General features: G+C 59.1%; 22 protein-coding genes and 1 tRNA gene. All 23 read right to left on the reverse strand.

Features of this window, described 5'->3' with window-relative positions; translation table 11 throughout:
* Complete coding sequence (rpsC, locus tag PQR54_RS33605) at nucleotides 1-807, reverse strand: 30S ribosomal protein S3 (protein WP_012434570.1); 807 nt, start codon at nucleotides 805-807, stop codon at nucleotides 1-3.
* 11 nt (nucleotides 808-818) lie between these two features.
* The gene (rplV, locus tag PQR54_RS33610; protein WP_007180133.1) at nucleotides 819-1151 is read right to left on the reverse strand and encodes a 50S ribosomal protein L22; all 333 of its coding nucleotides are present in this window, start codon (nucleotides 1149-1151) and stop codon (nucleotides 819-821) included.
* Nucleotides 1152-1158: 7 nt separating this feature from the next.
* Nucleotides 1159-1434 carry a 30S ribosomal protein S19 gene (gene rpsS, locus PQR54_RS33615; RefSeq protein ID WP_004199273.1) on the reverse strand — a complete coding sequence of 92 codons (276 nt, stop codon included), beginning with the start codon at nucleotides 1432-1434 and terminating at the stop codon, nucleotides 1159-1161.
* Nucleotides 1435-1444: 10 nt separating this feature from the next.
* Nucleotides 1445-2272, reverse strand: a complete 828-nt coding sequence (gene rplB, locus PQR54_RS33620) for a 50S ribosomal protein L2 (RefSeq protein ID WP_408253228.1) — start codon at nucleotides 2270-2272, stop codon at nucleotides 1445-1447.
* A gap of 2 nt (nucleotides 2273-2274) precedes the next feature.
* Nucleotides 2275-2589, reverse strand: a complete 315-nt coding sequence (gene rplW / locus PQR54_RS33625; protein WP_007180135.1) for a 50S ribosomal protein L23 — start codon at nucleotides 2587-2589, stop codon at nucleotides 2275-2277.
* Nucleotides 2586-3206: a 50S ribosomal protein L4 gene (rplD, locus tag PQR54_RS33630; protein ID WP_007180136.1), complete on the reverse strand. Its 621-nt coding sequence runs from the start codon at nucleotides 3204-3206 to the stop codon at nucleotides 2586-2588. The genes rplW and rplD overlap by 4 nt, the downstream gene beginning before the upstream one ends.
* The gene (gene rplC / locus PQR54_RS33635; RefSeq protein WP_007180137.1) at nucleotides 3206-3865 is read right to left on the reverse strand and encodes a 50S ribosomal protein L3; all 660 of its coding nucleotides are present in this window, start codon (nucleotides 3863-3865) and stop codon (nucleotides 3206-3208) included. Before rplC ends, rplD begins: the two co-directional genes overlap by 1 nt.
* A 201-nt stretch (nucleotides 3866-4066) precedes the next feature.
* Nucleotides 4067-4378 (reverse strand): 30S ribosomal protein S10, encoded by a 312-nt coding sequence (gene rpsJ, locus PQR54_RS33640; RefSeq protein WP_006998489.1) that lies wholly within the window; start codon nucleotides 4376-4378, stop codon nucleotides 4067-4069.
* A gap of 131 nt (nucleotides 4379-4509) precedes the next feature.
* Nucleotides 4510-5700, reverse strand: a complete 1191-nt coding sequence (gene tuf / locus PQR54_RS33645; RefSeq protein WP_012434572.1) for an elongation factor Tu — start codon at nucleotides 5698-5700, stop codon at nucleotides 4510-4512.
* Between the two features lie 47 nt (nucleotides 5701-5747).
* The gene (fusA, locus tag PQR54_RS33650; protein WP_012434573.1) at nucleotides 5748-7850 is read right to left on the reverse strand and encodes an elongation factor G; all 2103 of its coding nucleotides are present in this window, start codon (nucleotides 7848-7850) and stop codon (nucleotides 5748-5750) included.
* Between the two features lie 134 nt (nucleotides 7851-7984).
* The gene (gene rpsG, locus PQR54_RS33655; RefSeq protein WP_006053291.1) at nucleotides 7985-8455 is read right to left on the reverse strand and encodes a 30S ribosomal protein S7; all 471 of its coding nucleotides are present in this window, start codon (nucleotides 8453-8455) and stop codon (nucleotides 7985-7987) included.
* Between the two features lie 178 nt (nucleotides 8456-8633).
* On the reverse strand, nucleotides 8634-9014 hold the full coding sequence (gene rpsL, locus PQR54_RS33660) for a 30S ribosomal protein S12 (RefSeq protein WP_006998493.1): 381 nt from the start codon (nucleotides 9012-9014) through the stop codon (nucleotides 8634-8636).
* Nucleotides 9015-9235: 221 nt separating this feature from the next.
* On the reverse strand, nucleotides 9236-11083 hold the full coding sequence (gene recQ, locus PQR54_RS33665; RefSeq protein WP_408253231.1) for a DNA helicase RecQ: 1848 nt from the start codon (nucleotides 11081-11083) through the stop codon (nucleotides 9236-9238).
* 218 nt (nucleotides 11084-11301) lie between these two features.
* Nucleotides 11302-15540, reverse strand: a complete 4239-nt coding sequence (rpoC, locus tag PQR54_RS33670; RefSeq protein WP_012434576.1) for a DNA-directed RNA polymerase subunit beta' — start codon at nucleotides 15538-15540, stop codon at nucleotides 11302-11304.
* Between the two features lie 21 nt (nucleotides 15541-15561).
* Entirely contained in the window at nucleotides 15562-19668 is a 4107-nt protein-coding gene (gene rpoB, locus PQR54_RS33675) for a DNA-directed RNA polymerase subunit beta (protein ID WP_106284137.1), read from the reverse strand.
* Nucleotides 19669-20038: 370 nt separating this feature from the next.
* Nucleotides 20039-20413 carry a 50S ribosomal protein L7/L12 gene (gene rplL / locus PQR54_RS33680; protein WP_062129471.1) on the reverse strand — a complete coding sequence of 125 codons (375 nt, stop codon included), beginning with the start codon at nucleotides 20411-20413 and terminating at the stop codon, nucleotides 20039-20041.
* A gap of 63 nt (nucleotides 20414-20476) precedes the next feature.
* Nucleotides 20477-20980 (reverse strand): 50S ribosomal protein L10, encoded by a 504-nt coding sequence (rplJ, locus tag PQR54_RS33685; RefSeq protein ID WP_007180144.1) that lies wholly within the window; start codon nucleotides 20978-20980, stop codon nucleotides 20477-20479.
* Between the two features lie 302 nt (nucleotides 20981-21282).
* Nucleotides 21283-21981, reverse strand: a complete 699-nt coding sequence (rplA, locus tag PQR54_RS33690) for a 50S ribosomal protein L1 (protein ID WP_007180145.1) — start codon at nucleotides 21979-21981, stop codon at nucleotides 21283-21285.
* Entirely contained in the window at nucleotides 21982-22413 is a 432-nt protein-coding gene (rplK, locus tag PQR54_RS33695) for a 50S ribosomal protein L11 (RefSeq protein ID WP_408253235.1), read from the reverse strand.
* A gap of 165 nt (nucleotides 22414-22578) precedes the next feature.
* Entirely contained in the window at nucleotides 22579-23136 is a 558-nt protein-coding gene (gene nusG / locus PQR54_RS33700) for a transcription termination/antitermination protein NusG (protein WP_007180147.1), read from the reverse strand.
* Nucleotide 23137: 1 nt separating this feature from the next.
* Nucleotides 23138-23518, reverse strand: coding sequence for a preprotein translocase subunit SecE (secE, locus tag PQR54_RS33705; RefSeq protein WP_408253237.1), 381 nt, complete (start codon nucleotides 23516-23518; stop codon nucleotides 23138-23140).
* Nucleotides 23519-23554: 36 nt separating this feature from the next.
* Nucleotides 23555-23630, reverse strand: a tRNA-Trp gene (locus PQR54_RS33710).
* Nucleotides 23631-23694: 64 nt separating this feature from the next.
* Nucleotides 23695-24864 (reverse strand): elongation factor Tu (gene tuf / locus PQR54_RS33715; RefSeq protein WP_244146128.1); only part of this gene is annotated, 1170 nt, incomplete at its 5' end.

The following is a 24864-nucleotide window of genomic DNA, read 5'->3' on the forward strand; positions in this document are numbered from 1 at the left end:
TTATTCTCCAGTCTTCCCGTCGCCGCCGGCACCGCCAGCACGACGAGGAGCGCCACGGCGTGCACCTGCCGGGCCACCACCTTCACCATCGCGACGCGGACGGCGATCGCCACCCGGACGTGCGTTACGGCGCGGACGCTTTTCTTCAGCGACTTCTTCGACCACCGGTGCGTCGTTGCGGCCGAGCGTGTCGCCCTTGTACACCCACACCTTCACGCCGATGATGCCGTACGTCGTCTTCGCTTCCGAGGTTGCGTAGTCGATATCAGCACGCAGCGTATGAAGCGGCACGCGACCTTCGCGATACCATTCCGTACGAGCGATTTCGATACCGTTCAGGCGGCCAGCGCTCATGATCTTGATGCCTTGAGCACCCAGACGCATGGCGTTTTGCATCGCACGCTTCATCGCGCGGCGGAACATAATCCGACGCTCGAGCTGTTGCGTGATCGAATCCGCGATCAGTTGCGCATCGGTTTCCGGCTTACGGATTTCTTCGATGTTGACGTGAACCGGAACGCCCATGCGCTTTTGCAGCTCGGACTTCAGCAGTTCAATGTCTTCACCCTTCTTACCGATCACGACACCCGGACGCGAGCTGAAAATCGTGATGCGGGCGTTCTTTGCAGGACGCTCGATCACAACGCGGCCGACGGACGCGTTCTTCAGCTTCTTCTTCAGGTATTCACGAACACCGATGTCTTCCTGCAACATCGCCGCGAAATTGTTGTTGTTCGCGTACCAACGCGACGCCCAATTGCGGCTGACGGCCAAACGGAAGCCAGTCGGATGAATTTTCTGTCCCATCGTATGACCCCTTAATTCCCGACCGTCACAGTGATGTGACAGGATTGCTTCTCGATGCGGTTACCACGGCCTTTAGCGCGCGCGGTAAAACGCTTGAGCGACGCAGCCTTGTCGATGTAGATGCTCGTGATCTTGAGCTCATCGATATCGGCGCCTTCGTTATGCTCCGCATTCGCGATCGCCGACAGCACGACCTTTTTCACGATTCCCGCAGCCTTCTTCGGCGAGAACGTCAGAACGTTCAGCGCCTTGTCGACCGGCAAACCGCGGATCTGGTCAGCCACAAGGCGCGTTTTCTGCGCCGAGATGCGGGCACCGCGATGAATTGCTTTCACTTCCATCATGAGCCCCTTATTTCTTAGCCTTCTTGTCGGCTGCGTGACCCTTGAACGTACGGGTCAATGCAAACTCGCCAAGCTTGTGGCCGACCATGTTTTCCGAGATGTACACCGGAACGTGTTGACGGCCGTTGTGAACGGCGATCGTCAGACCGATGAAATCCGGGAGGATCGTCGAACGGCGCGACCAGGTTTTGATCGGCTTCTTATCCCGCGAAGCTGCTGCCGCCTCAACTTTCTTCAGCAAATGGGCGTCGCAGAACGGACCTTTTTTTACAGAACGTGCCATTGCCTACTCCTTAACGCTTGTGACGGCGCTGGACGATCATGCTCGTCGTGCGCTTGTTGCTGCGGGTGCGATAACCCTTAGCAGGCGTGCCCCACGGGCTCACCGGATCGCGACCTGCAGCCGTCTTGCCTTCACCACCACCGTGCGGGTGATCGACCGGGTTCATTGCAACGCCACGCACCGTCGGGCGGATACCGCGCCAGCGGTTCGCGCCAGCCTTACCGATTTGACGGAGGCTGTGCTCTTCGTTGCCAACTTCACCAATCGTCGCGCGGCATTCAACGTGAACGCGGCGGATTTCACCCGAGCGCAGGCGGACCTGTGCGTAGATGCCTTCACGAGCCAGCAGCATCGCCGACGTACCAGCCGAACGCGCCATTTGCGCGCCCTTGCCCGGCAGCATTTCGATGCAGTGAATCGTCGTACCAACCGGGATGTTGCGGATCGGCAGCGTGTTGCCTGCGCGGATCGGAGCTTCCGAACCCGACATCAGTTGCTGGCCAACCGTCACACCCTTCGGAGCGATGATGTACTTGCGCTCGCCGTCTGCGTACAGAACCAGCGCGATGTTCGCGCTACGGTTCGGATCGTACTCAAGACGTTCGACCTTCGCTGCGATACCGTCCTTGTTACGGCGGAAATCGACTACGCGATAGTGATGCTTGTGACCACCGCCCTTATGGCGGGTGGTAATGTGACCGTTGTTGTTACGGCCGGCGGTCGAGAATTGCGAGTCGAGCAGCGGTGCGTACGGCTTGCCCTTGTGCAGTTCCTTGTTGACCACCTTGACCATCGCACGGCGACCCGGCGAAGTCGGCTTAACTTTAACGATTGCCATGATTACTTGGCCTCCGCTTCAAAGTTGATTTCCTGGCCGGGCTTCAGGCAGACGTACGCCTTCTTCACGTCCTTGCGCTTGCCCATGAAGCGGCCAAAGCGCTTGGCTTTGCCCTTCGAGACCAGCACGTTGACGGAATTGACTTCCACCTTGAACAGCAGCTCGACTGCAGCTTTCACTTCCTGCTTCGTGGCATCGGGCGCGACTTCGAACACGACTTGCTCGTTCTTGTCGGCCACCAGCGTCGCCTTTTCGGAGATCACCGGCGCGAGCAGGACCTGCATCAAACGATGATCGTTCTTGCGAATCTCGCTCATGACAGCAACTCCTCGATCTGGGCGACCGCAGCCTTCGTGATCAGGATCTTCTTGAAGTAGATCAGCGACAGCGGGTCGGCGTAACGCGGCTCGACAACTGCCACATGGGCCAGGTTGCGCGACGCGAGGTACAGGTTTTCGTCAACCGTGTCGGTAATCACCAGCACGGAGTCGAGACCCATCGCCTTGAATTTTTCGGCCAGCAGCTTCGTCTTCGGCGCTTCGAGCGTCAGCTCGTCGACCACCGAGATGCGGCCTTCGCGGGCCAGCTGCGAGAAGATCGAGCAGAGGCCTGCGCGATGCATCTTCTTGTTAACCTTGTGCGAAAAGTTTTCTTCCGGCGAATTCGGGAAGATACGGCCACCGCCGCGCCACAGCGGGCTCGACGACATACCGGCACGAGCGCGGCCCGTACCCTTTTGACGCCACGGCTTCTTGGTCGTGTGCTTGACTTGCTCACGGTCCTTCTGCGCGCGGTTGCCGCTGCGGGCATTCGCTTGATACGCCACTACCACTTGGTGAATCAGGGCTTCGTTGTAATCGCGGCCGAACACGACGTCCGACGCGCTAACGCCTGCACCTTCCTGACCATTGGCATTCAGGAGCTTAAGTTCCATTATTTCGCTCCTTTCACGGCACGCGTCTTCACGGCCGGCGTAACGAATACCTTGCCACCCTTCGCACCCGGAACGGCGCCCTTGACCAGCAACAGCTTGCGGTCAGCGTCGATACGAGCGATTTCGAGGTTTTGCACGGTTACCGTATCGTCACCCATGTGACCGGTCATGCGCTTACCCGGGAAAACACGACCCGGATCCTGCGCCATACCGATCGAGCCCGGCACGTTGTGCGAGCGCGAGTTACCGTGCGATGCACGGCCGGATGCGAAGTTGTAACGCTTGATGGTACCGGCGTAGCCCTTACCGATCGACACGCCTTGCACGTCGACCTTCTGGCCCACTTCGAACAGGTCGGGACCGACCACGGTGCCGTTCGACAACTCGGCAGCCTTGGCAGCATCGATCTGGAATTCTTTGAGGATTTCACCGGCTTGAACACCGGCTTTGGCGAGATGACCGGCCAACGGCTTCGTCACGCGCGATGCACGGCGCGTACCGAATGCAACCTGCACGGCCGTGTAGCCGTCGGTTTCAACAGTCTTGATCTGCGTCACGCGGTTGTCGGACACGTCCAGCACGGTAACGGGAATCGAATCCCCTTCTGCCGTGAAGATACGGGTCATACCAACCTTGCGACCTACGAGTCCAAGGCTCATCGTTTTCTCCATTCCCGACTGCGATTGGTCGGGGCTAATTTACAAAATGCCGGCGCCGTTTCGGGCATGAATTCATGCTGCAGCACGCCGACTTTTTTGCGCAAATGCGCGAAAAGCCCACTATTATAGCGAGGCTTTTCGTTTTCCGCAAGCAATCAATGACTTAGCGTTGCCTGGCACGCCAGGCAACGCTTTGAAGCTTTATTGCAGCTTGATTTCCACGTCCACGCCAGCCGGCAGGTCCAGCTTCATCAGTGCGTCAACGGTCTTGTCCGTCGGATCGACGATGTCCATCAGGCGTTGGTGCGTACGGATTTCGAGCTGGTCGCGCGACGTCTTGTTGACGTGCGGCGAACGCAGGATGTCGAAGCGTTGAATGCGGGTCGGCAGGGGCACCGGACCACGAACGATTGCGCCAGTCCGCTTTGCCGTGTCCACGATTTCAGCTGCCGATTGATCGATCAGGCGATAGTCGAAAGCCTTCAGGCGAATGCGGATTTTCTGGTTCTGCATGACAATTCCTTGGAAAAGAGCGAGGCGGTATTGCACCGCCAGACAGTAAAAGAACGTAGAGCCGGGTGCCCGCTGAGGGCCCGGCGCCCGGCTCCGGGCACCACTTACAGCAAATACGTCAATCCGCGATTTTACTCGAGAATCTTGGCAACCACACCTGCGCCGACCGTACGGCCGCCTTCGCGGATTGCGAAACGCAGACCTTCTTCCATCGCGATCGGGTTGATCAGCTTCACCGTGATCGACACGTTGTCGCCCGGCATGACCATTTCCTTGTCCTTCGGCAACTCGATCGAGCCCGTCACGTCCGTCGTACGGAAGTAGAACTGCGGACGATAGTTGTTGAAGAACGGCGTATGACGGCCACCTTCGTCCTTGCTCAGCACGTACACTTCAGCCGTGAAGTGCGTGTGCGGGTTGATCGAACCCGGCTTCGCCAGAACCTGGCCACGCTCCACGTCTTCACGCTTCGTGCCGCGCAGCAGGATACCCACGTTGTCGCCTGCCTGACCCTGATCGAGCAGCTTGCGGAACATTTCCACGCCCGTGCAGGTCGTCTTCACCGTCGGCTTGATACCGACAATTTCGATTTCCTCGCCGACCTTCACGACGCCGCGCTCAACGCGACCCGTCACCACCGTGCCGCGACCCGAGATCGAGAACACGTCTTCCACCGGCATCAGGAACGCACCGTCAACTGCGCGCTCCGGCGTCGGGATGTACGTGTCCAGCGCGTCGGCCAGATTCATGATCGCCACTTCGCCCAGCTCGCCCTTGTCGCCTTCCAGCGCCAGCTTGGCCGAACCCTTGATGATCGGCGTGTCGTCGCCCGGGAAGTCGTACTTCGACAGAAGTTCGCGAACTTCCATCTCGACCAGCTCCAGCAGCTCAGCGTCGTCCACCATGTCGCACTTGTTCAGGAACACGATGATGTACGGCACGCCAACCTGACGCGCCAGCAGGATGTGCTCACGCGTTTGCGGCATCGGGCCGTCAGCGGCCGAACACACCAGGATCGCGCCGTCCATCTGCGCTGCGCCCGTGATCATGTTCTTCACATAGTCAGCGTGGCCCGGGCAGTCGACGTGTGCGTAGTGGCGGTTAGCCGTTTCGTACTCGACGTGTGCCGTGTTGATCGTGATACCACGTGCCTTTTCTTCCGGCGCCGCGTCGATCTGGTCGTATGCCTTCGCTTCGCCGCCAAACTTCTGCGTCAGAACCGTCGTGATCGCTGCCGTCAGCGTGGTCTTGCCGTGGTCAACGTGACCGATCGTGCCGACGTTCACGTGCGGCTTGGTCCGTTCGAATTTACCTTTAGCCATGTTTCTCTTCTTTCAAAAAGTTAATCGTTGAATGACTTGCCGCGCGATTACTTCGACTTCGCGTTGATGATCGCTTCGGACACGTTACGCGGTGCTTCGGAGTAGTGCTTGAACTCCATCGTGTACGTTGCACGACCTTGGGTCAGCGAACGCAGCGACGTCGAGTAGCCGAACATTTCCGACAGCGGGACTTCGGCGCGAACGATCTTGCCGCCGCCAACCATGTCGTCCATGCCCTGCACGATGCCGCGACGACCCGACAGGTCGCCCATCACGTTGCCCATGTAATCTTCAGGCGTTTCGACTTCAACAGCCATCATCGGTTCGAGGATGACCGGTTGAGCCTTGCGCATTGCTTCCTTGAACGCCATCGAACCGGCCATGCGGAACGCATTTTCGTTCGAGTCAACGTCGTGGTACGAACCGAACGTCAGGTGAACCTTGACGTCGACGACCGGGAAGCCTGCCAGCACGCCAGCCTTCAGCGTTTCCTGGATACCCTTGTCCACCGCCGGGATGTATTCGCGCGGAATCACGCCGCCCTTGATCTCGTCGAGGAACTCGTAGCCCTTGCCTTGCTCATTCGGCTCGAGCGTGATGACCGCGTGACCGTACTGGCCGCGACCACCCGACTGCTTGACGAACTTGCCGTCAACGTCTTCCGCCTTGCCGCGAATCGTTTCGCGGTATGCAACCTGCGGCTTACCGACGGTTGCTTCCACGCCGAACTCGCGCTTCATACGGTCAACCAGAATTTCCAGGTGGAGCTCGCCCATGCCCGAAATAATGGTTTGGCCCGATTCTTCGTCCGTTTGAACGCGGAACGACGGATCTTCCTGCGCCAGACGGTTCAGCGCCAGACCCATTTTTTCCTGGTCAGGCTTCGTCTTCGGCTCGACAGCCTGCGAAATCACCGGCTCCGGGAAAATCATGCGTTCGAGCACGATCGGGCTTTGCGGATCGCACAGCGTGTCGCCGGTCGTTGCGTCTTTCAGGCCGACTGCAGCAGCGATGTCGCCTGCGCGGACTTCCTTGATTTCTTCGCGCTGGTTTGCGTGCATCTGCAGAATACGACCCAGACGTTCCTTCTTGTCTTTGGTCGCGTTCAGCACGGTGTCGCCCGAATTCACGACGCCCGAGTACACACGGAAGAAGATCAGTTGGCCGACGAACGGGTCGGTCATGATCTTGAATGCCAGTGCCGAGAACTTCTCGTCGTCGGCAGCGCGGCGCTCGCCCTTTTCACCGTTTTCCAGCTCGCCGGTAACCGGCGGGATGTCGATCGGCGACGGCAGGAAGTCGAGCACTGCGTCCAGCATGCGTTGCACGCCCTTGTTCTTGAACGCGGTGCCGCACAGCATCGGCTGGATTTCGCAAGCGATCGTACGGTCGCGCAGACCCTTGATGATTTCCGCTTCGGAGAGCTCGCCCTCTTCCAGGTACTTGTTCATCAGCTCTTCGCTCGACTCGGCGGCCGCTTCGATCATCTTCTCGCGCCACTCGTTGCAAGAGTCAGCCAGTTCTGCCGGGATTTCTTCGTACGAGAACTTCGTGCCTTGGGACGCTTCGTCCCAAATGATCGCTTTCATCTTCAGCAGATCGACGACGCCCGTGAAGTTTTCTTCCGCGCCGATAGGCACCACGACCGGAACCGGGTTCGCCTTCAGACGCAGCTTGAGCTGGTCGTAAACCTTGAAGAAGTTCGCGCCGGTACGGTCCATCTTGTTGATGAACGCGAGACGGGGAACCTTGTACTTGTTAGCCTGACGCCACACGGTTTCCGACTGGGGCTGAACGCCGCCCACAGCGCAGTACACCATGCATGCGCCGTCGAGCACGCGCATCGAGCGCTCAACTTCAATCGTGAAGTCGACGTGGCCCGGGGTGTCGATGATGTTGATGCGGTGCTCAGCGCGGTCGCCGGCCATGCCTTTCCAGAACGCCGTGGTAGCAGCGGACGTGATCGTGATGCCGCGTTCCTGCTCCTGCTCCATCCAGTCCATGGTGGCAGCGCCGTCGTGAACTTCACCAATCTTGTGGTTCACGCCGGTGTAGAACAAGATGCGCTCGGTCGTCGTCGTTTTGCCGGCGTCGATGTGAGCGCTAATACCGATGTTACGGTAGCGCTCGATAGGTGTCTTGCGAGCCACTTTGATCCTCTATTGGGATGACGCGATGCGAGAAAATGCCCATCGCGCTGTAACACAAACGGGCGAGGCGCTTTGTAAGCGCACCCGCCCGGAATTTCTTTCCGCTTTTTCTGCTAAACCCGGATTCGGGAAGCTTAGAAACGGAAGTGCGAGAACGCCTTGTTGGCTTCTGCCATCCGGTGAACTTCGTCGCGCTTCTTCATTGCGCCGCCACGGCCTTCGGCCGCTTCGGAGAGTTCACCTGCCAGACGCAGGGCCATCGACTTCTCGCTGCGCTTCTTCGCGGCTTCACGCAGCCAACGCATCGCCAATGCCATACGACGCGACGGGCGCACTTCGACCGGAACCTGATAGTTCGCACCACCAACGCGTCGGCTCTTCACTTCGACCACCGGCTTGACGTTGTTGAGCGCTACCGTGAACACTTCCAGCGGGTCCTTGCCACCCTTGGTCTGGATCTGTTCGAAAGCGCCGTACACGATACGCTCGGCAACCGACTTCTTGCCGGAGAGCATCAGCACGTTCATGAACTTAGCTACATCAACGTTACCGAATTTCGGATCCGGCAACACTTCCCGCTTGGGGACTTCGCGACGACGCGGCATGTTTCTTCCTTTAACTTTTCAGTTGGAGCTATTTTCAGCCCCGCGGCCACCAACTAACCCGATTTATCTCTTACGACTTACCAGCCCGGTCGGGTGACCACTTACTCGACAGCACCGGCGATTCCGGTACCACCGCTATTACCGCCTTTGCAGGCGACCTGAAATACTGACCGGCTAATTACTTGCCAGCCTTGGCACGCTTCGCACCGTACTTCGAGCGAGCCTGCTTACGATCCTTGACGCCCTGGGTATCCAGCGAGCCGCGAACCATGTGGTAACGCACACCCGGCAAGTCCTTGACACGGCCGCCGCGAATCAGCACGACCGAGTGTTCCTGCAGGTTGTGGCCTTCACCACCGATGTACGAAATAACTTCGAAGCCGTTCGTCAGACGAACCTTGGCAACCTTACGCAGTGCCGAGTTAGGCTTCTTCGGCGTCGTGGTGTACACACGGGTGCACACGCCGCGACGCTGGGGGCAGTCCTGCAAAGCCGGGCTCTTGCTCTTCGTCGTTTCCGACGCGCGGCCTTTGCGAACCAGTTGATTGATGGTTGGCATTGTTTATTCCTGAAATTGAACAAAATCGACGCATCTGTTTCCGGGCAAAGCAGAAACGATTGCGCATCGAACTTCCGGACCGGGTACCGATGCACGAGTTAACTACGCGCGCAGGCATTCCAAGAACCGGAACCTAGCATAATAGTCCGAATTTACTAAAGGAGTCAACAGGTTGCGATGTTTCGCACCCCTGCCGACCTGCTCAGGCATTCGCTGAGCACTCAGTCGGCAGCGACAACTTCCAGCAGTTCGTCGCCGAAACGGTCGAGTTTGCGCGCGCCCATACCCGGGATGCCGCGCAAATCGTCAATCGAGTCGGGGCCGTTGCGGGCAATTTCCGCCAGCGTCGCATCGTGGAAAATCACATAGGCCGGCACGCCATCGCTCTTCGCCGTTTCTGTGCGCCATGCCCGCAGCCGCTCCCAGCGCGCACGTTCGCGCGGGCCCATGCCGATCGTCGGGTCGGCGCGCTCACTGGTGCGGCCGGACGATTGACGCGTGCGCGTAGGCTTCACATAGCGGCGCATTGTGACGTTCTGCTCACCTTTGAGCACCGGCTTGCTCGCCTCGGTCAGGACGAGTGAGCCGAAGCCTTCGTGATCGACCGTCAGATATCCGAATGCGACCAACTGGCGGAACACAGCTCGCCACTCCTGCTCGCCAAGCGCCGAACCGATACCGAATGTGGTCAGCTTCTCGTGACCACGCTGCAGGATTTTCTCGCTGCTGTTACCGCGCAGGATGTCGATCAGATGGCCGGCGCCGAAATGAAAGCCGCTCGCACGCTGTGCGCGGAACACACACGATAGCGCCATGCGCGCCTCGCGCGTCGCATCCCATGTATCCGGCGGTTCAAGACAGTTGTCACAGTTGCCGCAAGGCTTGCTCGATTCACCGAAATAGCCGAGCAGGCGCACGCGCCGGCAGGTCGCCGCTTCGCACAATCCGAGCAACGCGTCCAGCTTGCCGGTCTGTACGCGCTTGTGCGCGTCGTCGGCGTCGGATTCGTCGATCATTTTGCGCTGCTGCACGACGTCGCCGAGACCGTAGGCCATCCATGCATTCGCCGGCATGCCGTCGCGGCCCGCGCGACCCGTTTCCTGGTAGTAGCCTTCGACGCTCTTCGGCAGGTCGAGGTGAGCGACGAAACGCACGTCCGGTTTGTCGATCCCCATACCGAATGCGATCGTCGCGCACATCACAATCCCTTCCTCGCGCTGAAACATCTCCTGATGCTTCTGGCGGATTTCGAACTCCATGCCGGCGTGATACGGCAGCGCGCGCATGCCTTTTTCCTTCAGCCATTCCGCCGTCTCTTCGACCTTGCGGCGCGACAGGCAATAGACGACGCCCGCGTCGGTCGTGCCGTCCGGCTTCGAGTGCTCCGCGCGGATGAAGTCCAGCAACTGCGTACGCGCATTGTCCTTCTCGACGATGCGATAACGAATGTTCGGCCGGTCGAAGCTCGACACGAAAATGCGCGCGTCGTCCAACGCCAGGCGGTGGACGATCTCGTCGCGCGTGATGTCGTCAGCGGTGGCCGTCAGCGCGATTCGCGGCACGTTCGGGAACCGCTCGTGCAGCACCGACAACTGAATGTATTCCGGACGGAAATCATGCCCCCATTGCGACACGCAATGCGCTTCGTCGATGGCGAACAAACCGATACGCGTGCGCTCCAGCAACTCCTGGAAACGGGGTGTGATCAAACGCTCCGGCGCCACGTAGAGCAGATCGATATCGCCGTCGCGCAACGCGCGCTCGGTCGCCATCGCTTCCGCGCTCGAGAGCGTCGAATTCAGATACGCCGCGCGCACGCCCACTTCGGTGAGCGCGGCGACCTGATCCTGCATCAGCGCGATCAGCGGAGAAACGACGATGCCGGTGCCGAAGCCGCCTTCACGGCGTACCAGCGACGGAATCTGATAGCAGAGGGACTTGCCGCCGCCCGTCGGCATCAGCACGAGGCAGTCGCCGCCGCCGGCGACGTGCTCGACAATTTCGCCCTGCTGCCCTCTGAACGCGGGGTAACCGAAGACTTCGTTGAGAATTTCGAGCGGACGGGACATGAATTTGAGAGAAGCAGCGTGATGCCGGTGACACGAATTTTACCAACGCATTCGCGTTGCGCCCGCGCTTTGATGCAGCGTTAGCCGTTTGGCCAACTAGTCCGCAAAAAGAGCGCTGAAAGGAAAGCGCATAAAAAAAGCCGCTCAGTCGAAACTGAGCGGCTTCGCTGGCTCGTGAGCCCAAGCGGCTTACGCCGCCTGGACTTACTGACCTGAGCTTACTCGCCTGAGTGCTGCTGTTCGGCGGCCGGGGTTTCCGGCGTACCGAATTCGAACGACTCTTCCGCTGCGATCTGATCGAAACGCTCGCGGTCGGACAGTTCCTTGCTCTTGCGTGCCTTGTGGAACGCGAGACCCGTACCGGCCGGAATCAGACGGCCGACGATCACGTTTTCCTTCAGACCACGCAGGTCGTCGCGCTTGCCCATGATCGCCGCTTCGGTCAGCACGCGGGTCGTTTCCTGGAACGACGCCGCCGAGATGAACGAATCGGTCGACAACGAGGCCTTCGTGATACCGAGCAGCACGTTTTCGTACGTTGCCGGACGCTTGTCTTCCGCGATCATACGGTCGTTCTCGTCGAGCATATCCGACCGCTCGACCTGTTCGCCCGGGATGAAACGCGTGTCGCCGTTGTCCGTAATCTGCACGCGGCGCAGCATCTGACGAACAATCACTTCAATGTGCTTGTCGTTGATCTTCACGCCTTGCAGACGGTACACGTCCTGCACTTCGTCCACGATGTAACGCGACAGCGCTTCGATACCTTGCAGACGCAAGATGTCGTGCGGATCGGCCGGCCCGTCGACAATCATTTCGCCCTTATTGACGACCTGACCATCGTGCACCAGAACCTGCTTTTCCTTCGCGATCAGGAACTCGTGCTGATTGCCGTCGAGGTCCGTGATAACGAGACGCTGCTTGCCCTTCGTGTCCTTACCGAACGACGTCGTACCCGTGACTTCCGCCAGGATACCTGCGTCCTTCGGCGAACGAGCTTCGAACAGTTCGGCCACACGCGGCAGACCACCGGTAATGTCACGCGTTTTCTGCGATTCGACCGGGATACGTGCCAGCACTTCACCGACCTGCACTTGCTGACCATCCTTCACGGTGATCAGAGCGCCGACCTGGAAGCCGATCTGCACCGAGTGCTCGGTGTTCGGGATCTTGACTTCTTCGCCGTTCGCGTCGAGCAGCTTGACCTGCGGACGCACCGTCTTCGAAGCTTGCGAACCACGACGCTTCACGTCGATCACGACCAGCGTGGACAGACCCGTCACATCGTCGATCTGCTTCGCAACGGTCACGCCTTCTTCGACGTTTTCGAACTTCACCGTACCGCCCCACTCGGTGATGATCGGACGCGTCATCGGATCCCACGTTGCCAGTTGCGTGCCGGCCTTGATCTGCGCGCCGTCCAGTTGCAACAGCGTCGCGCCGTACGGCACCTTGTGACGTTCGCGCTCGCGACCGTGGTCGTCGGTAATCATGGCTTCGCCCGAACGCGAGATGACGATCTGCTCGCCCTTCGCGTTGGTGACGTAACGCATGGTTGCCGTGAAACGCACCGTACCGTTCGACTTCGCTTCAACCGACGAAGCCACTGCCGCACGCGATGCCGCACCACCGATGTGGAACGTACGCATCGTGAGCTGCGTGCCCGGTTCACCGATCGACTGCGCAGCAATCACGCCGACTGCTTCACCGACGTTGACCGACGAGCCGCGGCCCAGGTCGCGGCCGTAGCAGGCTGCGCACAGACCGTAACGCGTTTCGCAAGTCAGCGGCGTACGTACGCGCACTTCGTCGATGCCGAGGCGCTCGATTTCTTCGACCGCGTCTTCGTCGAGCAAGGTGCCCGTTTCGTACAGCGTTTCCTGCGACTCCGGATTGACGACGTCAGCCACCGTCACGCGACCCAGAATACGGTCACGCAGCGCTTCGACGACTTCACCGCCTTCGACCAACGCCTTCATGGCGACGCCGTTGGACGTACCGCAATCGTCCTCGACCACCACCAGATCCTGCGTCACGTCGACCAGACGACGCGTCAGGTAACCCGAGTTTGCCGTCTTCAGTGCCGTATCAGCCAGACCCTTACGTGCGCCGTGGGTCGAGATGAAGTACTGCAACACGTTCAGGCCTTCACGGAAGTTCGCCGTAATCGGCGTCTCGATGATCGAGCCGTCCGGCTTCGCCATCAGGCCACGCATACCAGCCAGCTGACGAATCTGAACCGCGGAACCACGAGCACCCGAGTCCGCCATCATGTAAATCGAGTTGAACGATTCCTGACGCGTTTCGTTGCCGTCGCGATCCGTGACCGGTTCCGTCGACAGCTGTTCCATCATCGCCTTGCCGACCGCTTCCGACGTTGCCGACCAGATGTCGACCACGTTGTTGTAGCGCTCTTGCGACGTGACGAGACCCGACATGTACTGACGGTCGTATTCCTTCACCTTCTTCGCGGCGTCGCCGACGATGGTTTCCTTCTGCGGCGGCACGAGCATGTCGTCGACGCAGATCGAGATACCAGCGCGCGTTGCCAGACGGAAACCCGACTGCATCAACTGGTCGGCGAAAATCACCGTTTCACGCAGACCGCACTTGCGGAACGCGGTGTTGATCAGGCGCGAGATTTCCTTCTTCTTCAGCGGCTTGTTGAGCACCGAGAACGGCAGGCCCGGCGGAAGAATTTCCGACAGGATTGCACGGCCGACGGTGGTCGGGTACAGCGTGATCTTCGGCACGAACGCCGGCGCACCTTCCGACTTGTCTTCGTTATGGACCATTTCGGTGATCCGCACGTTGACGCGCGAGGCAAGCTCGACTTCCTTGTTCTCGTATGCACGCAGCGCTTCCGAGACGCCGGTGAACGTCAGGCCTTCGCCCTTTGCGTTCACTGCTTCACGGGTCGCGTAGTACAGACCGAGCACGATATCCTGCGACGGCACGATCGACGGATCGCCGTTGGCCGGGAACAGGACGTTGTTCGACGCCAGCATCAGCGTGCGCGCTTCCATCTGCGCTTCCAGCGACAGCGGCACGTGAACAGCCATCTGGTCACCGTCGAAGTCGGCGTTGAACGCTGCGCAAACGAGCGGGTGCAGCTGGATTGCCTTACCTTCGATCAGCACCGGCTCGAAAGCCTGAATGCCAAGACGGTGAAGCGTAGGCGCACGGTTCAGCATGACCGGATGTTCGCGAATGACTTCTTCGAGAATGTCCCACACCACCGGCGTCTGGTTCTCGACTTCCTTCTTCGCAGCCTTGATGGTGGTAGCGACACCCATTACTTCGAGCTTGTTGAAGATGAACGGCTTGAACAGTTCGAGCGCCATCAGCTTTGGCAGACCGCACTGATGCAGCTTGAGCGTCGGGCCGACCACGATCACTGAACGGCCCGAGTAGTCGACGCGCTTACCGAGCAAGTTCTGACGGAAACGACCGCCCTTACCCTTGATCATGTCAGCCAGCGACTTCAGCGGACGCTTGTTCGCGCCGGTCATAGCCTTGCCGCGACGACCGTTGTCGAGCAGCGAATCGACGGCTTCCTGCAGCATCCGCTTTTCGTTGCGGACGATGATTTCAGGCGCCTTCAGTTCGAGCAGACGCTTCAACCGGTTGTTACGGTTGATCACGCGGCGATACAGGTCGTTCAGGTCCGACGTCGCGAAACGGCCGCCGTCCAGCGGCACCAGCGGACGCAGTTCCGGCGGCAGCACCGGCAGCACTTCGAGCACCATCCAGTCAGGCTTGATGCCCGAACGCTGGAAAGCCTCGAGCACCTTCAGGCGCTTCGCGTACTTCTTGATCTTCGCTTCCGAACCCGTGTTCTTGAGTTCGGTGCGCAGCATCTCGACCTGTTCGTCGATGTTGATCGCGCGCAGCAGTTCACGCACGCCTTCCGCGCCCATCTCGGCACGGAATTCGTCACCGTATTCTTCGACCTTGTTGTAGTAATCCTCTTCGGTCATGATCTGCCGCGCTTTCAGCGGCGTCATGCCCGGATCGATCACCACGTATGCTTCGAAGTACAGCACGCGTTCGATGTCGCGCAGCGTCATGTCGAGCACCATGCCCAGACGCGACGGCAGCGACTTCAAAAACCAGATGTGCGCAACCGGCGAGGCCAGTTCGATGTGGCCCATGCGTTCGCGACGCACTTTCGCCAGCGTCACTTCGACGCCGCACTTCTCGCAGATCACGCCACGGTGCTTCAGGCGTTTGTACTTGCCGCAAAGGCATTCGTAGTCTTTGATCGGCCCGAAGATCTTCGCGCAGAACAAACCATCGCGTTCCGGCTTGAACGTCCGGTAGTTGATGGTTTCCGGCTTCTTCACTTCACCGAACGACCACGAACGGATCTTGTCCGGCGAAGCCAGACCGATCTTGATCGCGTCAAAAACTTCAGGCTGTTGGACTTGCTTGAATAGATCGAGCAGAGCTTTCATTGCTTTCTCTCCGTAGTCCGATTAGTTGCGGTCGAGGTCGATGTCGATACCGAGCGAGCGGATTTCCTTCACCAACACGTTGAAGGATTCCGGCATGCCGGCGTCGATCACGTGATCGCCCTTGACCAGGTTTTCATAAACCTTGGTCCGGCCTGTCACGTCGTCCGACTTCACCGTCAGCATTTCCTGCAGCACGTACGATGCGCCGTACGCTTCGAGCGCCCACACTTCCATTTCACCGAAACGCTGGCCACCGAATTGCGCCTTACCGCCCAACGGCTGCTGCGTCACGAGCGAGTACGGGCCCGTGGAACGCGCGTGCATCTTGTCGTCGACCAAGTGGTGCAGCTTCAGGTAGTGCATGTAGCCGACCGTCACCGTACGTTCGAACATTTCGCCCGTGCGGCCATCGTACAGACGCACCTGGTTCTTCGACGGCGTCATGCCGAGGTTCTTCGCGATGTCGTCCGGGAATGCCAGATCCAGCGCGCGCGACATTTCTTCTTCCGTCGCACCGTCGAACACCGGCGTAGCGAACGGCACGCCTTCGCGCAGGTTCTTCGCCAGTTCGACGATCTCGTCGTCCGTGAAGCTGTCCAGCTCTTCGGCGCGGCCCGACTCGTTGTAGATCTTGGTCAGGAATTCGCGCAGTTCAGCGATCTTCGCCTGACGCTGCAGCATTTCGCCGATACGCCAGCCGAGACCCTTCGCGGCCCAACCCAGATGCACTTCGAGAACCTGACCCACGTTCATCCGCGACGGCACGCCGAGCGGGTTCAGAACGACGTCAGCCGGACGGCCGTCGGCCATGTACGGCATGTCTTCGATCGGAACGATCTTCGACACCACACCCTTGTTACCGTGACGGCCGGCCATCTTGTCGCCAGGCTGCAGGCGGCGCTTGACTGCCAGGTACACCTTGACCATCTTCAACACGCCCGGCGGCAGTTCGTCGCCTTGCGTGAGCTTCTTGCGCTTTTCTTCGAACGCCAGATCGAACTGGTGACGCTTCTGTTCGATCGAGTCCTTGATGGCTTCGAGCTGTGCCGCTGCTTCTTCGTCCGCGAGGCGGATGTCGAACCAGTGGTAGTGATCCAGATCTTGCAGGTAAGCCTGTTCGATCTTCGTGCCCTTCGCCAGCTTCTTCGGACCGCCGTTCGCGACCTTGCCGTCGAGCATACGTGCGAGACGCTGGAACGCGTCGCCTTCCACGATACGCAGCTGGTCGTTCAGGTCGAGGCGATAGCGCTTCAGTTCATCGTCGATGATTTGTTGCGCGCGCTTGTCGCGCTGAATGCCTTCACGCGTGAACACTTGAACGTCGATCACGGTGCCGCTCATGCCCGACGGCACGCGCAGCGACGTGTCCTTCACGTCCGAAGCCTTTTCACCGAAGATCGCGCGCAGCAGCTTTTCTTCCGGCGTCAGCTGGGTTTCGCCCTTCGGCGTGACCTTGCCGACCAGCACGTCGCCTGCTTCGACTTCAGCGCCGATGTAGACGATGCCCGACTCATCGAGACGGCCGAGTTGCACTTCAGCCAGGTTCGAGATGTCGCGCGTGATTTCTTCCGGTCCGAGCTTCGTATCGCGAGCAACGACGTTCAGTTCTTCGATGTGGATCGACGTGTAACGGTCGTCTGCAACCACCTTCTCCGAGATCAAGATCGAATCTTCGAAGTTGTAGCCGTTCCACGGCATGAACGCGACCAGCATGTTCTGGCCGAGAGCCAGTTCGCCGAGGTCGGTCGATGCGCCGTCAGCCAGCACGTCGCCACGCGACACGATGTCGCCGACCTTCACGATCGGGCGCTGGTTGATGTTCGTGTTCTGGTTCGAACGCGTGTACTTGATCAGGTTGTAGATGTCCACGCCGACGTCGCCAGCAACGGCTTCATCGTCGTTCACGCGGATCACCATACGGCCTGCGTCGACGTAATCGACCACACCGCCGCGGAATGCCTGAACCGTCGTACCCGAGTCGACTGCCACCGTGCGCTCGATACCCGTACCGACCACGGCCTTTTCAGGACGCAGACACGGCACAGCCTGACGCTGCATGTTCGAACCCATCAATGCGCGGTTCGCGTCATCGTGCTCGAGGAACGGAATCAGCGATGCTGCCACCGACACGATCTGCGACGGCGCCACGTCCATGTACTGGATGCGGTCCGGCGTGACCATCAGCGTTTCGCCAGCTTCACGCGACGACACCAGTTCGTCGGTCAGCGAGCCGTCTTCAGCAACTGCCGCGTTCGCCTGAGCGATCACGTAACGGCCTTCTTCGATCGCCGACAGATAGTCGATCTGATCCGTCACCTTGCTGTCCACGACCTTGCGATACGGCGTTTCGAGGAAGCCGTATTCGTTCAGGTGCGCGTACAGAGCGAGCGAGTTGATCAGGCCGATGTTCGGACCTTCCGGCGTTTCAATCGGGCACACGCGACCGTAGTGAGTCGGGTGCACGTCGCGGACTTCAAAGCCAGCGCGCTCACGCGTCAAACCGCCCGGGCCAAGAGCCGAAACACGGCGCTTGTGGGTGATTTCCGACAGCGGGTTCGTTTGGTCCATGAACTGCGACAGCTGCGACGAACCGAAGAACTCGCGAATCGCCGACGAAATCGGCTTCGAGTTGATCAGGTCGTGCGGCATCAGGTTTTCGCTTTCGGCCTGGCCGAGGCGTTCCTTCACAGCACGTTCGACACGCACGAGACCTGCGCGGAACTGGTTTTCCGCCAGTTCGCCGACGCAACGCACACGACGATTGCCCAAGTGGTCGATGTCGTCCACTTCGCCCTTGCCGTTACGCAGCTCGACCAGGATCTTGATCGTGGCCAGGATGTCGTCGTCTTGCAGCGTCATCGGGCCGACGATTTCGTCGCGACCGACACGGCGATTGAACTTCATACGACCCACCTTCGAGAGGTCGTATGCGTCTTCGCTATAGAACAGACGGTTGAACAGCGCCTCGACCGCTTCTTCGGTCGGCGGTTCGCCCGGACGCATCATGCGGTAGATCGCGATGCGCGCGGCCATCTTGTCCGCGGTTTCGTCGATACGCAGCGTCGACGAGATGTACGGACCTTGATCCAGATCGTTCGTGTAGAGCGTCTGGATGTCTTTGATCTTCGACTCGCGCAGCTTCTCGAGCACGGTCTCCGTGATTTCGTCGTTCGCGTTAGCGATGACTTCACCCGTGTCGCCGTCGACCACGTTCTTCGCCAGCACGCGGCCGAGCAAATAGTCTTCCGGGACCGAGATGAACTTGGTCTTTGCGTTGTCGAGATCGCGAATGTGCTTCGCGTTGATCCGCTTGTCCTTCTGGACGATCACGTTGCCATCACGGTCCGTGATGTCGAAACGCGCGACTTCACCACGCAGACGCTCGGGAACGAATTCCATCTGCGCGCCTTCCGGCATCAGCGTGAAATTGTCGAACACGAAGAAGTTTGCGAGGATCTGTTCCGGCGTGAGGCCAATTGCCTTCAGCAGGATCGTGACCGGCATCTTGCGGCGACGGTCGACGCGGAAGTACAGCACGTCCTTCGGGTCGAACTCGAAATCGAGCCACGAACCGCGGTAGGGAATGATACGTGCCGAGAACAGGAGCTTGCCCGAGCTGTGCGTCTTGCCCTTGTCGTGTTCGAAGAACACGCCCGGCGAACGATGCAACTGCGAAACGATCACACGTTCCGTGCCATTGATGACGAACGAACCCGTCGGCGTCATGAGCGGAATTTCGCCCATGTACACTTCCTGTTCCTTCACTTCCTTGACGACCGGCTTGCTCGGCGATTCCTTGTCGAGCAGCACCAGACGCACTTTCGCGCGCAGGGCCGAACAGTACGTCAAACCGCGCTGCTGACATTCCTTGATGTTGAATGCCGGCGGCGACAGCATGTAGCTGACGAACTCTAGACGAGCGAACCCGTTATGCGAAACAATCGGAAAAACGGAGGTAAACGCAGCTTGCAGGCCTTCCGGCTTGCGTTGCGTGGACGACGTGTCTGCTTGCAGAAACGTGCTGAATGATTCAAGCTGGGTAGCCAGCAGGAAAGGTACTTGGTGAACGATGGGGCGCTTCGCAAAACTCTTGCGAATACGCTTCTTCTCGGTGAAGGAATATTGCATACGATCTCCGAATCACGGCGGGCATTGTTGTCGAGGCAGGATACCTTGATGAGACAACCCGAGTGTTCACCGACTGAGACCCGATGGCCGTCCGATGGCTTGAACGAGCCTAGAAGCTTGGTGGTTGGCCGCTACCAACCGCTGGCTGACGGCAGCGGATGCCTATGTTGCCCGCTACCCGACCAAACTTGCCTTCTGCAGTCGCTTCAGAAGACAAAGAGAAACGCCGGTCAATGTTGCCGAAAGGCGATTTTCTTTGGCTTCTGGGGCTCCGGTTCTTGCCGAAACTAGCAGGCAAAAACGTTGTCCCCACAAAGCACAAAAAGGCCGGCGGTGGAAAACCGCCAGCCTTCGCACAGCGCGCTGAAACTTACTTGATTTCAGCTTTCGCGCCGGCTTCTTCCAGCTTCTTCTTGGCTTCTTCAGCAGCAGCCTTCGGTACCGCTTCCTTAACAGGCTTCGGTGCACCGTCAACCAGGTCCTTCGCTTCCTTCAGGCCGAGACCCGTCAGTTCACGAACAGCCTTAATGACCGAAACCTTGTTCGCGCCGACTTCCGTCAGGTTGACCGTGAATTCGGTTTGCTCTTCAGCAGCAGCAGCAGCGCCGCCGCCAGCCGGGCCTGCCACTGCAACAGCAGCTGCCGACACGCCAAATTTTTCTTCGAACGCCTTGACCAGCTCGTTCAGTTCCAGAACCGACATCGAGCTTACTGCCTCGAGGATGTCTTCTTTTGCGATTGCCATTTGAAATACTCCTAAATTGAATTCGGATACAGCCAGCGATCAATCACGCTCGACTGAAGTGCATTACGCAGCGGTTTCTTCGCCTTGTTTCTTTTCTGCCAGCGCGGCCAGAGCGCGCGCAAAGCCGGAAACAGGTGCTTGCATAACGTACAACAGCTTGGAGAGCAGTTCTTCGCGGCTCGGGATGTTTGCCAGCGCTTGCACGCCAGCTTTGTCCATCACCTTGCCTTCGTAGGAACCAGCCTTGATGATCAACTTGTCATTGGTTTTGCCGAAGTCGTTGACGACCTTAGCAGCAGCAATTGCATCTTCCGAGATGCCGTAGATCAGCGGACCAGTCATCTGCTCTGCCAGCGGAGCGAACGGGGTACCTTCGACAGCGCGACGCGCCAACGTGTTCTTCAACACGCGAAGATAAACCTGTTGCTCACGCGCTTTCGCGCGCAGCTTGGTCAGATCGCCAACCGCGATTCCACGATACTCAGCCAGAACCACGGTCTGGGCTTTCGCGACTTGCGCGGCAACCTCAGCGACGACGGCCTGCTTGCTTTCTTTGTTAAGTGGCACGGTTAACCTCCAGATTCGATACACGCGGCGTGCGCCTTGTGTACCGCGTTCAATAACGGCGTCCGACCAGTCAGGAGTATTTCGACCGCCTGACGTCCACATTGCTGCAGACTTCAACCGGCTTCATCACTACAAAACCTTTTCGGGTTCGCCATCTGCGTTGGCTTTACATTAAGGACACGCCTACCTGCTGCGTGCCCGCCAACGGTCTTTGACAACCGGTCGCTTGATGCAGACTGCCACCTAACGACCGCCCAAAGCCCATAAAACCGCCCCGACTCACGCCGAGGCGATGAAATCTATTACTGTGCTGCGATCGATGCCTGGTCGACGCGAACGCCAACGCCCATCGTGCTCGACAGAGCAACCTTACGCAGATACACACCCTTGCTCGTTGCCGGCTTCGCTTTTTGCAGGGCGTCGACGAGAGCGTTCAGGTTGCTACGCAGAGCTGTCGGCTCGAACGAAGCGCGGCCGATGGTAGCGTGGATGATACCGGCCTTGTCGACACGGAATTGCACCTGACCAGCCTTGGCGTTCTTCACGGCAGTCGCGACGTCCGGCGTAACCGTACCGACCTTCGGGTTCGGCATCAGGCCACGCGGGCCGAGGATCTGACCGAGCGTACCGACAACGCGCATCGTGTCCGGCGAAGCGATCACAATGTCGAAGTCCAACTTGCCGGCCTTGACTTGCTCAGCCAGGTCTTCCATACCGACGACTTCTGCGCCAGCTGCACGAGCTTGCTCAGCTTTTTCGCCCTGTGCGAACACTGCAACGCGAACAGACTTACCAGTACCAGCCGGCAGGACGACCGAGCCACGAACCACTTGGTCCGACTTCTTCGCGTCAATGCCGAGCTGCACTGCGACGTCGATCGACTCGTCGAACTTCGCGCTTGCGCATTCCTTCACCAGCGACAGAGCTTCGTCGATTGCGTACAGCTTTTGACGATCAACCTTGGCTGCAAATGCTTGCAGACGCTTTGAAAGCTTAGCCATTTACACGCCCTCCACGGTGATGCCCATCGAGCGGGCGCTACCAGCGATCGTACGAACCGCTGCGTCCAGATCAGCTGCCGTCAGATCGGGCATCTTGGTCTTGGCGATATCTTCAGCTTGAGCGCGGGTGATCCTGCCGACCTTGTCGGTATGCGGCTTGCTCGAACCCTTATCGATCTTCGCTGCCTTCTTGATCAGAACCGTTGCCGGCGGCGTCTTCAGAACGAACGTGAAGCTCTTATCCGCAAACGCGGTGATCACGACTGGAGTCGGCAGACCCGGTTCCAGTGCTTGGGTCTGCGCGTTGAACGCCTTGCAGAACTCCATGATATTCAGGCCGCGTTGGCCCAGTGCCGGACCAACCGGCGGCGACGGATTGGCTTTACCTGCAGGAATCTGCAGCTTGATAAAGCCGATAATTTTCTTTGCCATGTTGAAAACCTCTTTGGAACACCGCACGGGTACATGCGGACGTTCAGTGAGTAGTAGCGCGCGTTCGCCGAAATATGGGGTACTTACGCTCCTCAACGGCCATTACGCGGACCGTAAGCGCGAAATACGGAACGCACCGCGCGGTGCGCCCCGTAGAATTCTGGACTACAGCTTTTCGACCTGGCCGAATTCTAGTTCGACCGGCGTTGCGCGGCCGAAGATTGTAACGGAAACACGGACGCGCGACTTTTCGTAGTTCACTTCTTCGACGCTGCCGTTGAAATCAGTGAACGGACCGTCCTTCACCCGCACCATCTCGCCAACTTCGAACAGGGTCTTTGGACGCGGTTTTTCAACGCCTTCCTGCATTTGCGACATGATTTTCTCGACTTCCCGCGGGGAAATCGGGCTTGGACGATTACGCGCACCGCCTACGAAACCTGTCACCTTTGCCGTGTTTTTCACGAGGTGCCACGTCTCGTCAGTCATTTCCATTTCAACGAGCACATAGCCCGGGAAGAAACGACGCTCGGTCACCGACTTGTGACCGCCTTTTACCTCGACCACCTCTTCGGTCGGAACGAGGATTTGACCGAACTGATCTTGCATGCCGGCACGTTCGATGCGCTCTTGAAGCGCACGTTGCACGCTCTTCTCCATGCCGGAGTAGGCGTGCACGACGTACCAACGTTTGCCGCTCGGGGATGCCGGAGTATCGCTCATATCATTTCCAACCCAGAATCACCGAGAAAATCGCCCATTCGATGGATTTATCACCAATCCAAAGAAAGATCGCCATGACGAACACGAAGCCGAACACTACGAGCGTTGTCTGGGTAGCCTCTTTACGAGTCGGCCAGACAACCTTGCGGACTTCCTTGTACGAATCTTTGGCGAAAGCGATGAAACCCTTGCCAGGCGCGGAGAGAAGACCGACTGCAACACCCGCGATCGCACCAACAGCCAAGGCAGCTCCGCGGACGTACCATTCCTGGCCGCTAAGCCAGAAAAACCCCACGAACCCGGCCAAGACCAGCAATACGCCCGCGACGAGCATCAGCTTGTCGCCCGATGTACTTACAGTTTCGACGGAAGGATTCGCCATAACACCTTAACGAAGCGCCACATACGACGCGAGAGTTGGCAGGGGCAGAGGGAATCGAACCCCCAACCTTCGGTTTTGGAGACCGACGCTCTGCCAGTTGAGCTATACCCCTAAACCATTTGGGGTTGACGACACCGCCAACCCCGAAACTACCGATTAACGAGAACTATCTGGCGTTACTCGAGAATCTTGGCAACCACACCTGCGCCGACCGTACGGCCGCCTTCGCGGATTGCGAAACGCAGACCTTCTTCCATCGCGATCGGGTTGATCAGCTTCACCGTGATCGACACGTTGTCGCCCGGCATGACCATTTCCTTGTCCTTCGGCAACTCGATCGAGCCCGTCACGTCCGTCGTACGGAAGTAGAACTGCGGACGATAGTTGTTGAAGAACGGCGTATGACGGCCACCTTCGTCCTTGCTCAGCACGTACACTTCAGCCGTGAAGTGCGTGTGCGGGTTGATCGAACCCGGCTTCGCCAGAACCTGGCCACGCTCCACGTCTTCACGCTTCGTGCCGCGCAGCAGGATACCCACGTTGTCGCCTGCCTGACCCTGATCGAGCAGCTTGCGGAACATTTCCACGCCCGTGCAGGTCGTCTTCACCGTCGGCTTGATACCGACAATTTCGATTTCCTCGCCGACCTTCACGACGCCGCGCTCAACGCGACCCGTCACCACCGTGCCGCGACCCGAGATCGAGAACACGTCTTCCACCGGCATCAGGAACGCACCGTCAACTGCGCGCTCCGGCGTCGGGATGTACGTGTCCAGCGCGTCGGCCAGATTCATGATCGCCACTTCGCCCAGCTCGCCCTTGTCGCCTTCCAGCGCCAGCTTGGCCGAACCCTTGATGATCGGCGTGTCGTCGCCCGGGAAGTCGTACTTCGACAGAAGTTCGCGAACTTCCATCTCGACCAGCTCCAGCAGCTCAGCGTCGTCCACCATGTCGCACTTGTTCAGGAACACGATGATGTACGGCACGCCAACCTGACGCGCCAGCAGGATGTGCTCACGCGTTTGCGGCATCGGGCCGTCAGCGGCCGAACACACCAGGATCGCGCCGTCCATCTGCGCTGCGCCCGTGATCATGTTCTTCACATAGTCAGCGTGGCCCGGGCAGTCGACGTGTGCGTAGTGGCGGTTAGCCGTTTCGTACTCGACGTGTGCCGTGTTGATCGTGATACCACGTGCCTTTTCTTCCGGCGCCGCGTCGATCTGGTCGTATGCCTTCGCTTCGCCGCCAAACTTCTGCGTCAGAACCGTCGTGATCGCTGCCGTCAGCGTGGTCTTGCCGTGGTCAACGTGACCGATCGTGCCGACGTTCACGTGCGGCTTGGTCCG

The organism is Paraburkholderia phytofirmans, from assembly GCF_046028095.1.
Lineage (GTDB): Bacteria > Pseudomonadota > Gammaproteobacteria > Burkholderiales > Burkholderiaceae > Paraburkholderia > Paraburkholderia phytofirmans_A.